The sequence below is a fragment of the Burkholderia sp. Se-20373 genome (genome assembly GCF_017104705.1).
GTDB lineage: Bacteria > Pseudomonadota > Gammaproteobacteria > Burkholderiales > Burkholderiaceae > Burkholderia.
Genome location: NZ_JAAGPH010000181.1, coordinates 1 through 12,887, shown reverse-complemented (window position 1 = coordinate 12,887; position 12,887 = coordinate 1). Strand labels below are relative to the sequence as shown.

General features: G+C 56.4%; 9 protein-coding genes and 1 rRNA gene. 5 read left to right on the top strand and 5 right to left on the bottom strand.

The window, feature by feature from the left end; genetic code table 11:
• The 3 genes from dnaA to gyrB all read left to right on the top strand — a co-directional run.
• A partial coding sequence (gene dnaA / locus G3N96_RS34185; RefSeq protein ID WP_206139938.1) for a chromosomal replication initiator protein DnaA occupies nt 1-783 on the top strand: 783 nt, incomplete at its 5' end.
• 168 nt (nt 784-951) lie between these two features.
• Nucleotides 952-2,058 (top strand): DNA polymerase III subunit beta, encoded by a 1,107-nt coding sequence (gene dnaN, locus G3N96_RS34180; protein WP_071335272.1) that lies wholly within the window; start codon nt 952-954, stop codon nt 2,056-2,058.
• A gap of 192 nt (nt 2,059-2,250) precedes the next feature.
• Nucleotides 2,251-4,725 (top strand): DNA topoisomerase (ATP-hydrolyzing) subunit B, encoded by a 2,475-nt coding sequence (gene gyrB / locus G3N96_RS34175; RefSeq protein ID WP_089431868.1) that lies wholly within the window; start codon nt 2,251-2,253, stop codon nt 4,723-4,725.
• A gap of 204 nt (nt 4,726-4,929) precedes the next feature.
• Here gyrB and G3N96_RS39935 read toward each other — a convergent pair whose 3' ends face one another.
• Both G3N96_RS39935 and G3N96_RS34165 read right to left on the bottom strand, forming a co-directional pair.
• Nucleotides 4,930-6,285 (bottom strand): HNH endonuclease signature motif containing protein, encoded by a 1,356-nt coding sequence (locus G3N96_RS39935; RefSeq protein ID WP_346778925.1) that lies wholly within the window; start codon nt 6,283-6,285, stop codon nt 4,930-4,932.
• Nucleotides 6,286-7,194, bottom strand: a complete 909-nt coding sequence (locus G3N96_RS34165) for a DNA adenine methylase (RefSeq protein WP_206139937.1) — start codon at nt 7,192-7,194, stop codon at nt 6,286-6,288.
• Between the two features lie 77 nt (nt 7,195-7,271).
• Here G3N96_RS34165 and G3N96_RS34160 point away from each other — a divergent pair, with 77 nt between their 5' ends.
• Entirely contained in the window at nt 7,272-8,597 is a 1,326-nt protein-coding gene (locus G3N96_RS34160) for a site-specific DNA-methyltransferase (protein WP_206139936.1), read from the top strand.
• 156 nt (nt 8,598-8,753) lie between these two features.
• Here the strand turns inward: G3N96_RS34160 and G3N96_RS34155 are convergent, their stop codons facing one another.
• Both G3N96_RS34155 and G3N96_RS34150 read right to left on the bottom strand, forming a co-directional pair.
• Nucleotides 8,754-10,001 carry a restriction endonuclease gene (locus G3N96_RS34155; protein ID WP_206139935.1) on the bottom strand — a complete coding sequence of 416 codons (1,248 nt, stop codon included), beginning with the start codon at nt 9,999-10,001 and terminating at the stop codon, nt 8,754-8,756.
• A gap of 19 nt (nt 10,002-10,020) precedes the next feature.
• Nucleotides 10,021-11,892 carry an AAA family ATPase gene (locus tag G3N96_RS34150; RefSeq protein WP_206139934.1) on the bottom strand — a complete coding sequence of 624 codons (1,872 nt, stop codon included), beginning with the start codon at nt 11,890-11,892 and terminating at the stop codon, nt 10,021-10,023.
• Nucleotides 11,893-12,210: 318 nt separating this feature from the next.
• On the opposite strand from G3N96_RS34150, the gene G3N96_RS34145 reads away from it, so the two are divergent.
• The gene (locus G3N96_RS34145) at nt 12,211-12,543 is read left to right on the top strand and encodes a hypothetical protein (protein WP_206139933.1); all 333 of its coding nucleotides are present in this window, start codon (nt 12,211-12,213) and stop codon (nt 12,541-12,543) included.
• Nucleotides 12,544-12,784: 241 nt separating this feature from the next.
• On the opposite strand, the gene rrf is transcribed toward G3N96_RS34145, so the two are convergent.
• A 5S ribosomal RNA gene (rrf, locus tag G3N96_RS34140) occupies nt 12,785-12,887 on the bottom strand; the annotation flags it as partial.

The following is a 12,887-nucleotide window of genomic DNA, read 5'->3' as shown; positions in this document are numbered from 1 at the left end:
TCGGATGTGGTGAAGGCGTACCAGCGCAAGGCGTTCGACGATTTCAAGCGCTACTACCACTCGCTCGACCTGCTGCTGATCGACGATATTCAGTTCTTCTCCGGCAAGTCGCGCACGCAAGAGGAATTCTTCTACGCGTTCGAGGCGCTGGTCGCGAACAAGGCGCAGGTGATCATCACCAGCGACACGTATCCGAAGGAAATCTCGGGCATCGACGATCGCCTGATCTCGCGCTTCGACTCGGGCCTCACCGTCGCGATCGAGCCGCCCGAGCTGGAAATGCGCGTCGCGATCCTGATGCGCAAGGCGCAGTCGGAAGGCGTGAACCTGTCGGAGGACGTCGCGTTCTTCGTCGCGAAGCACCTGCGCTCGAACGTGCGCGAACTCGAAGGCGCGCTGCGCAAGATCCTCGCGTATTCGAAGTTCCACGGCCGCGAGATCTCGATCGAGCTGACCAAGGAAGCGCTGAAGGACCTGCTGACCGTGCAGAACCGGCAGATTTCGGTCGAGAACATCCAGAAGACCGTCGCCGACTTCTACAACATCAAGGTCGCCGACATGTACTCGAAGAAGCGCCCCGCGAACATCGCGCGGCCGCGGCAGATCGCGATGTATCTCGCGAAGGAACTCACGCAGAAGAGCCTGCCGGAAATCGGCGAGCTGTTCGGCGGGCGCGATCACACCACCGTGCTGCACGCGGTGCGCAAGATCGCCGACGAACGCAGCAAGGACGCGCAGCTCAACCACGAGCTGCACGTGCTGGAACAGACGCTGAAGGGCTGAGCGCGCGGCGCGCTTGATAATTCGGCCTCCGCCCCAATTTAAGGGGGGCGGTTCGGTTTTGAGGCACAATACTGGTTTGACCGCCCCGGTGGTGGCGGGCCAAGAGCCCGGCTGGCGGGGCGCTGCGAGGCTGCTGCGCTGCAGGCCGTTACTCAACGAAGGAACTCTATGCAACTGGTCAAGACCGAACGAGACACCCTCCTCAGGCCGCTGCAAACGGTCAGCGGCATCGTCGAACGCCGCCATACGTTGCCGATCCTCGCCAACCTGCTGATCACCAAGAACGGCTCGGACGTTTCGTTCCTGTCGACCGACCTGGAGCTGCAGATCACCACGCGCGCCGATTTCGGCGTCGGCGGCGACCAGGTCGCGACCACCGTCGCGGCGCGCAAGCTGCTCGACATCCTGCGCGCGATGCCTGACGGCCAGGTCACGCTGTCGCTCGCCGACAAGCGCCTCACCGTTCAATCCGGCAAGAGCCGTTTCGCACTCCAGACGCTGGCGGCCGACGAGTTCCCGACCGTCGCGCAGGCGAAGGATTTCGGCGCCACGCTCACCGTCCCGCAGAAGTCGTTCCGCCAGTTGCTCGGCATGGTGCACTTCGCGATGGCGCAGCAGGACATCCGCTACTACCTGAACGGCATGCTGCTCGTCGTCGACGGCGACCAGCTGATGGCCGTGGCCACCGACGGCCACCGCCTCGCGTTCTCGTCGATGAAGATCGAAGGCGGCACGTTCGGCCGCCAGGAAGTCATCGTGCCGCGCAAGACGATTCTCGAGCTGCAACGCCTGCTCGAAGACATCGACGACACCGTCACCATCGACATCGCGCAAACCCAGGCCAAGTTCACGTTCGGCCAGGTCGAGCTCGTGTCGAAACTCGTCGAGGGCAAGTTCCCCGACTTCCAGCGCGTGATCCCGAAGGCGCACAAGAACACGTTCGAGATCGGCCGTGAAGAGCTGCAGCGTTCGCTGCAACGCGCGGCCATTCTCACCTCGGACAAGTTCAAGGGCGTGCGCTGCATCATCGCGCCGGGCCAGCTGAAGATCATGTCGACCAACGCCGATCAGGAAGAGGCGCAGGAAGAACTGGAAATCGCCTACCAGGGCGATACCGTCGACATCGGCTTCAACGTCACGTATCTGCTCGACGTGCTCGCGAACCTGAAGGTCGACACCGTGCAGGTGAGCCTCGGCGACGCCAGCTCGAGCGCGCTGATTACCGTGCCCGAGAACGACGAGTTCAAGTATGTCGTGATGCCGATGCGCATCTGACGCGCGCGACATCACGACACACACCAGGGGGCGGCAAGCCCCTTTGGCGTTTTTATGGCGAACCGACAACCCGTCCCTTTGGTGCCCTAACGGCGCCTCGGACGGGCCAGGAAAACTGGAGCGGCCCGGCGTTTTTGCAAGGAAACGCACCGCGCCGCCGCTTGAGTGGCCTCGCAGAACCGGAAGATATCCATGAGTGAACAGCACAATTCGCAACCCGATAACAGCAGCTACGGCGCCTCGTCGATCCAGATCCTCGAAGGTCTGGAAGCGGTGCGCAAGCGCCCCGGGATGTACATCGGCGACACGTCGGACGGCACCGGTCTGCATCACCTCGTGTTCGAGGTGCTCGACAACTCGATCGACGAAGCGTTGGCCGGGTACTGCAACGACATCCACGTGACGATTCACGCCGACAACTCGATTTCCGTGACCGACAACGGCCGCGGGATTCCGACCGACGTGAAGATGAACGACAAGCACGAGCCGAAGCGGAGCGCCGCGGAAATCGTGATGACCGAGCTGCACGCCGGCGGCAAGTTCGACCAGAACAGCTACAAGGTGTCCGGCGGCCTGCACGGCGTGGGTGTGTCGTGCGTGAACGCGCTGTCGAGCTGGCTGCGCCTCACGGTGCGCCGTGACGGCAAGAAGCGGTTCATGGAGTTCCACCGCGGTGTTGCGCAGGATCGCGTGCTCGAGGTGGTTGATGGCGTCGAAGTGTCGCCGATGCTGGTGACGGGTGACACCGAGAACCGCGGCACCGAAGTGCACTTCATGGCCGATCCGACGATTTTCGGTACGGTCGAGTATCACTACGACATCCTCGCGAAGCGGATGCGTGAGCTCTCGTTCCTGAACAACGGTGTGCGGATTCGTCTCACCGATCTGCGTTCGGGCAAGGAAGACGATTTCGCGTTCGCCGGCGGTGTGAAGGGCTTCGTCGAGTACATCAACAAGACGAAGACGAACCTGCACCCGACCGTTTTCTTCGCCAACGGCGAGAAGGATGGCGTGGGCGTGGAAGTCGCGATGCAGTGGAACGACAGCTACAACGAAAACGTGCTGTGCTTCACGAACAACATTCCGCAGCGCGACGGCGGCACGCACTTGACCGGCCTGCGCGCCGCGATGACGCGCGTCATCAACAAGTACATCACCGACAACGAAATCGCGAAGAAGGCGAAGGTCGAGACGACCGGCGACGACATGCGCGAAGGGCTGTCGTGCGTGCTGTCCGTGAAGGTGCCTGAGCCGAAGTTCAGCTCGCAGACGAAGGACAAGCTGGTTTCTTCCGAGGTTCGTGCGCCGGTTGAAGAAGTCGTGGCGAAGGCGCTGGAAGAATTCCTGCTGGAAACGCCGATCGACGCGAAGATCATCTGCGGGAAAATCGTCGAGGCTGCTCGTGCGCGTGATGCGGCGCGGAAGGCGCGTGAGATGACGCGCCGCAAGGGCGTGCTCGACGGCGTCGGCCTGCCCGGCAAGCTCGCGGACTGCCAGGAGAAAGACCCGGCGAAGTGCGAAATCTACATCGTCGAGGGTGACTCGGCAGGTGGGTCGGCGAAGCAAGGGCGTGACCGGAAGTTCCAGGCGATCCTGCCGCTGCGCGGCAAGGTGCTGAACGTCGAGAAGGCACGCTATGACAAGCTGCTGTCGTCGGAACAGATCGTTACGCTCGTGACCGCGCTTGGGTGCGGGATCGGCAAGGAAGACTACAACCTCGACAAGCTGCGCTATCACCGCATCATCATCATGACCGACGCGGACGTCGACGGTGCGCACATCCGGACGCTGCTGCTCACGTTCCTGTATCGCCAGATGCCGGACATGATCGAGCGCGGGTACGTGTACATCGCGCAGCCACCGCTTTACAAAATCAAGGCGGGCAAGGACGAGCGGTATCTGAAGGATGACGTGGAGCTCAACGCGCACATGCTGCGGTTGGCGCTGCAAGGGTCGGAGCTGGTGCCGGGTGAGAATGCGGCGGCAATTTCCGGCGATGCGCTTGGCGAGCTGGCGCGGTCGTATCTGCTGTCGCAGAGCGTGATCGAGCGCTTGAGCCGGTTGTATGACCCGGCCGCGCTGGAAGCGGTCATGGACGGGGTGGTGATCGACCTCTCCAACGAGGCTTCGACGGAGGCTTCGGCCAAGGCGCTGCACGCTGCGTTGCATGATGAAGCGCTGAAGAACGAAGTGCGAGTCGTGCCTTCGTATGATCCGGTTCGCGAACAGCGGTCGCTGCATGTCGAGCGTACGCATCACGGCAACGTGCGAGTTTCGGTCATCGACCAGGAATTCCAGCACACGGCGGATTATCAGCAGCTCGTGACCACCGCGAATACGTTCAAGGGGCTCATCGGCGAAGGTGCGGTCATCAAGCGCGGTGAGCGCAGCATGGCCGTGGCGGACTTCAAGAGCGCGATGAAGTGGCTGCTGGCGGATGCGGAACGCAACGTCTCCAAACAACGCTATAAGGGGCTCGGCGAGATGAACCCCGAGCAGCTGTGGGAAACGACGATGGATCCGGCAGTGCGGCGACTGCTGCGTGTGCAGATCGAAGACGCGATTGCTGCGGATGGGATCTTTACTACCCTTATGGGGGATGATGTGGAGCCGCGGCGGGCGTTTATTGAGAGCAATGCGTTAAGGGCGGGGAATATTGACGTTTAATTCCTTGTTTTCACCGCAACCCACCAAGGAAACTTAAATGCTGGCCCACCTTTACGGTGGGCTTTTAGCTTTTGGGAAATTTTTCTGAAAATTCGCCGTGCCACCAGTCATGAATAATTCACCGAAGCCGCCCGAAACCGGCTCGATGTCGCACGAATCATCGATGACGCAATCCTAATATATTCCACAACCACCGATCAGAATTTAATCAACTTTCGAGACAAGTGTTCGACGCCTTTGAAGGTATTCCGGACGCGGAGTCGCTGTCGTTGGTGACGTTAACTTCTGCCCATCATACGGTTCAAGCTGGCGCCGAAGCACAGCATCACCACCAACTCTAACCCAATCGACTCGGACTGTGAGGTCGTCCTCAATTAGTAAGTGCCCTCTCTCAAACGCACGATCCATAATTAGAGAAAGGCAAATTCCGTTCGATGGATCAAGTCGAATATTTTGATCTTCACTCCACGGAACTATATGCGAAGCAACAAGAAAATCCTTGCTCTCAATTCCCGTAATTGCACAACGATGTCCGTAATTATCCTTGACTGCACTGGCAAATACTTTTTGCGCGCTCCCGCGCGTCTTGGTCGTAACAACCAAATCAGCAACGCAATAATCGTGATTTTTTATTTGCTTTTTAAATACCTCAATTTCACTAGGATCTGTCTCCGCAGATTCGGCTACGGCGTCTCCTTGTGCCGCGGCGGGGTACCGTGCATTAAGCGTTTCGAGAAGTGAATTAATCGATGCCGTGAGCCCCTCTGGCAGAGATTCAGAAATTGTCCACGCATTGTGGTTCTGAGACGGATCAAAAAATAGCCCATATCCTGGCTGCCGAAGATAAGCGGCGAGTCCTCGCCCCGCATCTACGTCGAGTTCATCGAGTGCAACAACAGGTGTATCTGACGACTCGAGCTTTGAAAGAGCATGCCTGACTTCGGCGCTCGGAGCGACCCCACCGCCGGCAAACGTTCCCCATGCAAGTGCTGAACGCTGCGACGTCCTCATAGCTAGCTCTTGAATTTGGAGTGGCGCAACGTTGAGGTCGGCCCAAGCATATTTGGTGCTCGGGCCACTTAAATACGCGCGCAAATGCAGCGTTGTAGGCTCGCCGTGGAGCTTGATCGCCATTAAGTAAGGCTGACCAGCACCGCGGCTTGCGAGCAATTCCAATTCGTTCTCAGCAGCATCAAAGTCAGTATGCCCTGGATTACCTGGAATTGTCTCTGCAGCATCTTCCGCTGGTGTGAGTGACATCTTCCATGCATTCGGAGCGCCTAGGCTGGTTTCCCATTTAAGATGCGGACGATCCGCAGAATTAAATACCAGTGCGCCCAGTGTTGTTGCCGCCGGCCACTTATATGTAAGCGGCACCACCCCTTCGTCCCTCACATTCTCTGGAAATAGCCGCCCAAGGATCTCGATAAAATCCTTTCTCTTTGAAAGTTGAATATAGTCTTTCGTATATTTGGTATTATCCAATCGCCCATATGTCGCGCGATGCGCCGACGGACCATAATAGACGACCAGCACCCATTCAACCGGTTGCGCAGCCACTCAGACTCTCCCAATAATAATTGCTTCCGGTGATTGATGTGCCTCTACTTCTCGTCGACTCTGAGCTGCAAGCGAACGATGAGTCGTAAATCGAACAATCTCGGCCTCCGGAAATAGGGAGCGCACTGACTCAGTATCGCGATTCGACATAACCCACTGCACACCCCGGCGCGACAATTTATCACAGATTTCCGCTAATGCAATGAGATCGGGCGTCTCGAAAGTCTTCGCCGTGTATTTGTTGAATTTCGCGGTTGGCTCTTTTTCAACGTCTGGACGAGAAAAAACGGGCAAGTACGGTGGATCAAGATAAACGAAATCCCCAGGCAAGGCGCTGTCAAGTACTTGGCGAAAGTCAGCGACAGCAATATTTGCCCCCGCCAAAACAGCACCAACTGACTCCATGGTGTTGTCATCCATGAGTTTAAAGCGACGGTCGCCCCAAGGAACATTCATAGCACCGGTTCGAGAGTTTTCTCGCCACAAGTGATTCCATGAAACACCATTCAAATAGAGAAAACGAGCAGCCTTCTCCACGGTACACGAGGATGCGATAGTTGAGCGAACTTCGTAATAAAACTCTTTCGAATCGTTTTTCAGATACCAGTCCAGCAGCGGTCGAAGCTCCGATTGATGGCTTTTCATCGCAACCCAAGCAGCGATGAGATGCTCGTTGAGATCTGCGAGATACGAACGGCCGGATATGCGGGATGCGCAAGCCAGAAAAACAGCCCCCCCGCCGAGAAACGGCTCGTAGTAGTTCTTGATGCTAGAGGGTACGTATGGAAGGATCCGGGGAAGCAATCGCGACTTGCCGCCTACCCACCTGATGAACGGCTTGATCGGCGTGGGAGCGACCATGGTCGCACACTGCGCGTCGAACAGCATGTCCAAAACAGCCTGCGTCATGGAATTTCTCTTTCAATCTACGTGTCAAGGGTGCATAATACAGGGTTATTTTAGATCTTCCCAGACTCGGAGCTAACATGTCCGACATCCAACTTGTTTGGCCAAACAAGGAGTTGCTGCTAAAGGCGTCTGGGGAGGCAAGCTACGAGTGGGTACAGCCTACGGATCACCGCTTGCTTGAGCGACTCAAGCTTGAGTCGCTCACTGAGCGTCCGCTGAGTGCTCTCGCAAACGTGCTGGCGATCGGCGATGGCTTGGACGTTCTTGAGGCGTTAAAGGCGCAAACGACGGTTCTAGACAGCGGCATTCGACTCGTATACATCGATCCGCCATTCAACACGCAAGTCAACTTCCGCCAGTACAACGACACTATGCAACGGCCGATGTGGCTAAGCATGATGCGTGACCGACTCGCGGCGCTGCGTCCGCTCCTCGCGGAAGATGCGAGCATCTGGGTACACCTCGACGACAGCGAAGTACACCGCGCTCGCGCCGTCATGGATGAGATCTTCGGTGATCACGCATTTGTTGCCTCGGTCGTGTGGCAAAAAAAGACCACCCGCGATTCCCGCGCAGCCTTCTCGTCGAATCACGACACAATACTGGTGTACGCCCCAAGTGGCCCCAAAAAGTGGAAAACCTCACGAAATCTGCTCGCAAAAGACGAGACGCAGCTGCAGAATCGCGACGATGATCCACGTGGCCCATGGTCTGACGCACCGTTCACTGCACCTGGATACCGCAAAGCTCAGCAGTACGAAATTGTTACACCAACAGGACAAGTGCTTCATCCCCCGCGAGGGCGTTCTTGGTATGCGACTGAGCAAACTTATCTCGACTTACTCGCCGACGACCGAATCTGGTTCCCTAAAGGCGGCGACGGCTCACCCCGTTTAAAGTTGTTCGCACATCAACTCAGAGGACTTGTTCCATTTACGGTATGGGGCGCAACAGACACGGGCACGAATGACGATGCAAAACGCCACTTGATGGCGATGTTTCCGGAAAGCGAGGTGTTTGATACTCCCAAACCTGAATCGCTGCTGGAACGAATCATTCACATCGCAACTAACCCAGGTGAGTTAGTGGTCGATATATTCGGCGGTAGCGGGACGACTGCCGCGGTCGCACACAAGATGCGTCGCCGATGGATAGTAGCCGAACGTAACACGCAAACCGTCCTCGATTTTCTACTACCAAGAATGCAGAGGATAATTGACGGAAAGGACCCTGGAGGGATCACCGAGACCGTAACCTGGATGGGCGGCGGTAGTTTTGAAATAGTCCACGTGTCACCACATTTAGGGAAGCTAGCTCCGAAATTCTGGCCAGAAGCGCTCAAACGGCGCCTTGCGACCCTAAAAGAGTCATCCATCAAAGCTGAACGATCCGTCGCGGCTTAATGGTAGTTGTCTACCGCTGCCAATCGAGAGCGAGGTGGCACAGCACGCGTGAGAGGAGCGAAAATCGACCCAATGCACCGCTCGCTGTACCACCAGAAATAATCGCGCACAACACATCCGCAGTGTCTTGATTCAGTGCGAAGCCTCGACTTCGCTTCACGTGAGCGACGCCATCGATATCGTAATCGTGGTGGTGCAGCCGGCTTCGTCATCGTCAATACGAAAAACAGGCGGCACATTTCGCTCAGTCAGATCGACGGGGCGAGGATATACGAGTTCGAGACGCTCGCAACGATATCTCTTGGAATACGCAAGCATCTGATATATATCGGCTTCATCAATACCCCAGTCATCCAAGTCCGGATTCAGCGACTTCCATTTCGCATCGACGATCCTGTCGAGCGAGTATTGTGTTTCCCCGGGAACCCGTTTCCAGACTGTGATATCCGGCTTGAGCGTGAAGAAAGACTGCTTGTTCTGCTCGATGAGCGAGCGCTGCGGACCTTGTCGAATGAGCAGGCTCGATGACTCCACCTCCTTCAGCTCTTCCCTGTGGCACACGTAGTCTTCAAATAGCTTATTCATGTCGAAGAGCAGTGCCGGCGCAGTTGCGTTTCCGCTGCGTAGGTCTGGGCTCGCCAGTTCGAGCAACCATTCACACCATTGCATGACTGCGCGATAACGCAAGGTCTGTCGGTCGTAACGCAGTCGCCGCACATCGGCGGACGTCACGCGAGCCTGCGCGACACTCGTCATGCGTGCGTGCAACTCGAACCAAAGCCGTTGCGTCGACGCGAGCTTCGCCCAATGACGACATGCATCGAGCGCAGCTCGAATAATGCGGTTATACGGATTGTCGATAGTGAACTCGTCATACTCACAATGAAACAAATGAGGGCGCGAGACATTATGTGTTAGATGCCTTTGCGCGTGAAAGCGCCCTCTCACCACTGTCAGGTCTCCGAATTCAGAAACATAGCGGCTGATAAGTCCCGACTGCGCGACGCCGAGTGCGCAGAGCAAAAATTCCCGAACAAAAATCTCGAGCAGCGACGTGCGCACTGCACCTTGCTCTGCACTGCCCATCTCAGATACCTTAAGCCGGCCCGCATGATGCAGCATAGATAGTAGTGCCACACGCCCGCGCAATGCGTCATCTCCATGGCTTGCGATGCCGACCTTGGGCAGGATCTCAAGTACACACGACTCGGTCCTAACAATGCCGCAATGCTGCGCAAGCTTCACACCTCCGACCGTCCGCTGACAAAACCCGGGATTTCCATCGTTGATTTTGAGCAGTGCCTCGGCCTCGCGGGAAGTGATATATGCGGCAGAAGATATGGCATCTTCCGTAACGGGAATCAGCATATGTTCGACTGCCGTCACGGTGCGTAAAGCTTGCATCGATGGTCTCAGCTGTGTATCAGGATATGGTCGGTTCGCCCGGCGCAATTGCCATGCCGTCTTCGTACAACGCGACGATATCCGCTTCGGTCCACGACGACGGATCCCCCACCGTTAGCGATACTCGCTCCGCGCTACCAACAAGATGCGCTCCGCCCGGAAACAGCTCGGCTGAAGTAAGCTTTCGCGCTAGAAAGAAGACACTCGGTTTATTGCGTCCCGTCAAAGCTAAGCGGACCTTCTCCATGTCGTCAAAAAAATATTCCTGTAGCAGTGGAATAACACGCTCTGCGAGCCGCCTCCGCAATTCAGGTAAGTCGTCGATAGACATGAACGCCGCGTGACCGATGGCGTGGTTGCGGTCGAGCATGAACTCGAGCCGGTCGTTGAGACGCGTCAGGAGCTTGCAGAGGTCGACCGAGCCAAGGGTTGGCGAACTGCTGATGAGTTCAGGCTGCGGCGGGCACTCAACGAAGCGGAAGCGTCTTCGTAACGCGACATCCATTGTTGCGATGGATCGATCCGCGGTATTCATGGAAGCGACAATGTCTAGATTATCGGGCACGCTGAATTCTTCGTCCTTCGCCCCCGCCAATCTAATCCATGTGCCATCGCCCTCGTTCGGCTCGCTTCCCGCCCTCGCGCGCTTGGATGGTTCGATCAATGTAATGAGTTCGCCAAAGACTTTGGCTACGTTCGCGCGGTTAATCTCGTCAATGAAGAGAGTGAAACGCCGGCTCGGGTCGGCATGAGCCTGCTCACAGAGCTTTCGGAATGGGCCCTTTTCATAAACTACAGCAATTCCGTTGCCGCCCGGCGCGGCGATTGGCCTCAAACCGCCGACGAACTCTTCATATGAGTAGCTCGGGTGGAACGATACGAACGCGAAGTCCTCGCCTGCGTCGAAAGCTTCGCGCATACAGTCTTGCATCCTATGCGTCTTCCCCGTTCCTGGAGGACCGTAAAAAATTACGTTGTCGGAAACTCGAAGCGGTGGCAGCGTGCCGTCACGTTCCTCAACATCAATTTCGGGCTCGTCTTCTGCCTCCAGATTGCAGACGTTGGAATTCTGCGGAGCCTGCTGATTCGGCTTCTCCTTCAAAAGCGTACCTACCGGCGCCACGTAATAGTCGACAGCTCCAGGAAACTGGATCTCAAGCCTTTTTCGCAGATCCAGAAGTGCTGCGTCCTGCAACGGGCGGTTACCTGCCATCTCCTTTGTCCAAATCTTGTGCGCCCGCAGCACCTTGTTCTTGTTGTCCTGGCTGAATATCCTCTCGAATGACTCAGGAAACAAAACATGGCAAAGCGTGTGATAAAGTTGGCGCCCCTTCCCCGACGGAATAGAACTCAACCAATTCGCGAAGTCGAATCCGTTGCCATTCAACAGCTCCGTTCGTTTGGATAACGGCATGGCCACTAACGTGGCGAAGGCCTGAACTGCAAATGCAATCTCAGACGGAAGATACTGATTGTATCCTGGTCCAGCACTTCCGAGTCCCGAAAGCACCGCATCTTCGAGAAAGCCAGACTGAGCAGGAAAGACCGCCTCAGGCTTGATATTCCATATCTCTTCGAGTCTTTTCAGCTTTGTTGACGGTCGTAGATTAATAGCAGGAAGTTGTACAATCCAAAATATCTCGGCCATCAATGCAACGTCTAAAGCCGTGCACGTAGATAATTGTAATTCGAGTTTTTTATAAAATCCGCTATCTCCCGCATCCGGTTGATTGACAAAATTTGTAACCAGACTCTCAAAGTGAGGTGTCGTCCAGATCGTCTGTCGAGGCACAAAGAGTGACTGTTGATTGATCAGGCATTGTTGCTTGAAATCCTGTGCAGCCTTAAATACCTGCAGCGCATTCGAATGATGTGGATTGAATAGACTCATTATCTTTTAGCGTGGTGGCATTGCATTATGAGTATGTTATCCGGCGCCCGTCTGCTGCTTTCACCGCGAGCAACCAGACGTCGCAATGGATGAGCTAGTCGCTTTAACTATCGAGCACCTTAGCAGTTTTTCACGAAGTCCGATTGGCATATTCCTCAGTTACCCGTCTATGCCCTTCGGCTATTCCACACTATACGTACCCATCAAGCTCCCATCTTCGCTTAAACTCGATTCGCATCACCGCAAAAAGCGCGGGCCGCATGGGCTGCCACCCATACGACCCGCTGACCACAACCAACTCAGTAGCGGAGTCGGAAGATGGCTAACGCCAATAGTAAGTCACGTCCCAAGAAGCTCAAACAGTATCCCGAGGTTGAGCTGACCCTCAGCAACAAGCCTGACCTTCCCCAGGATGGCCAACCATACATGCCATGGATGCGCGCCATCGACGCGCATTTCGAGATGTTCGGATTCAAACCGGGTGATCGCGTCTATCTTCGGTTCAGCTTTGCTTCCCGGAGGGTCATCATCACGCCCGACTACAGCGCGCTGAACTGGCGAGAGCAGCCCTATGGTGCAGCTGCCCAAGAAGAGGATGAGGCTGAGGACTACGCAGCGCTGGCCGCTTTGCGCGGCTCTACTGCCTGGTGAGGGCTCGGCGTGAAGCACTTCGGCTCACGCGTTGACGCAAATGGCCCGCCGTGAGGCTGAAGGCAACTTCAACAATCGTCACAACAGACGAAAAGTTGCGTTCCATCCTCCCCGCATCCGAGGCATTACAAGCCTCGGTGCGCGTAGCACGACATGCAGCCATGCCGAATGCTCCACGCACATTTCAGCCGCTGAAATGCAAAAACCCCCGCCTTTTGGGCGGGGGTTTCTGGCTTAGGGAGCCTGACGATTACCTACTTTCACACGGGAATCCGCACTATCATCGGCGTAGAGTCGTTTCACGGTCCTGTTCGGGATGGGAAGGGGTGGGACCGACTCGCTAT

What these genes read in the sequence shown, in the direction of transcription:
- G3N96_RS34150 (WP_206139934.1), bottom strand. Translation starts at nt 11,892, where the DNA reads ATGAGTCTATTCAATCCACATCATTCGAATGCGCTGCAGGTATTTAAG.
- gyrB (WP_089431868.1), top strand. Translation starts at nt 2,251, where the DNA reads ATGAGTGAACAGCACAATTCGCAACCCGATAACAGCAGCTACGGCGCC.
- G3N96_RS34165 (WP_206139937.1), bottom strand. Translation starts at nt 7,194, where the DNA reads ATGACGCAGGCTGTTTTGGACATGCTGTTCGACGCGCAGTGTGCGACC.
- G3N96_RS34160 (WP_206139936.1), top strand. Translation starts at nt 7,272, where the DNA reads ATGTCCGACATCCAACTTGTTTGGCCAAACAAGGAGTTGCTGCTAAAG.
- dnaN (WP_071335272.1), top strand. Translation starts at nt 952, where the DNA reads ATGCAACTGGTCAAGACCGAACGAGACACCCTCCTCAGGCCGCTGCAA.
- G3N96_RS34145 (WP_206139933.1), top strand. Translation starts at nt 12,211, where the DNA reads ATGGCTAACGCCAATAGTAAGTCACGTCCCAAGAAGCTCAAACAGTAT.
- G3N96_RS34155 (WP_206139935.1), bottom strand. Translation starts at nt 10,001, where the DNA reads ATGCAAGCTTTACGCACCGTGACGGCAGTCGAACATATGCTGATTCCC.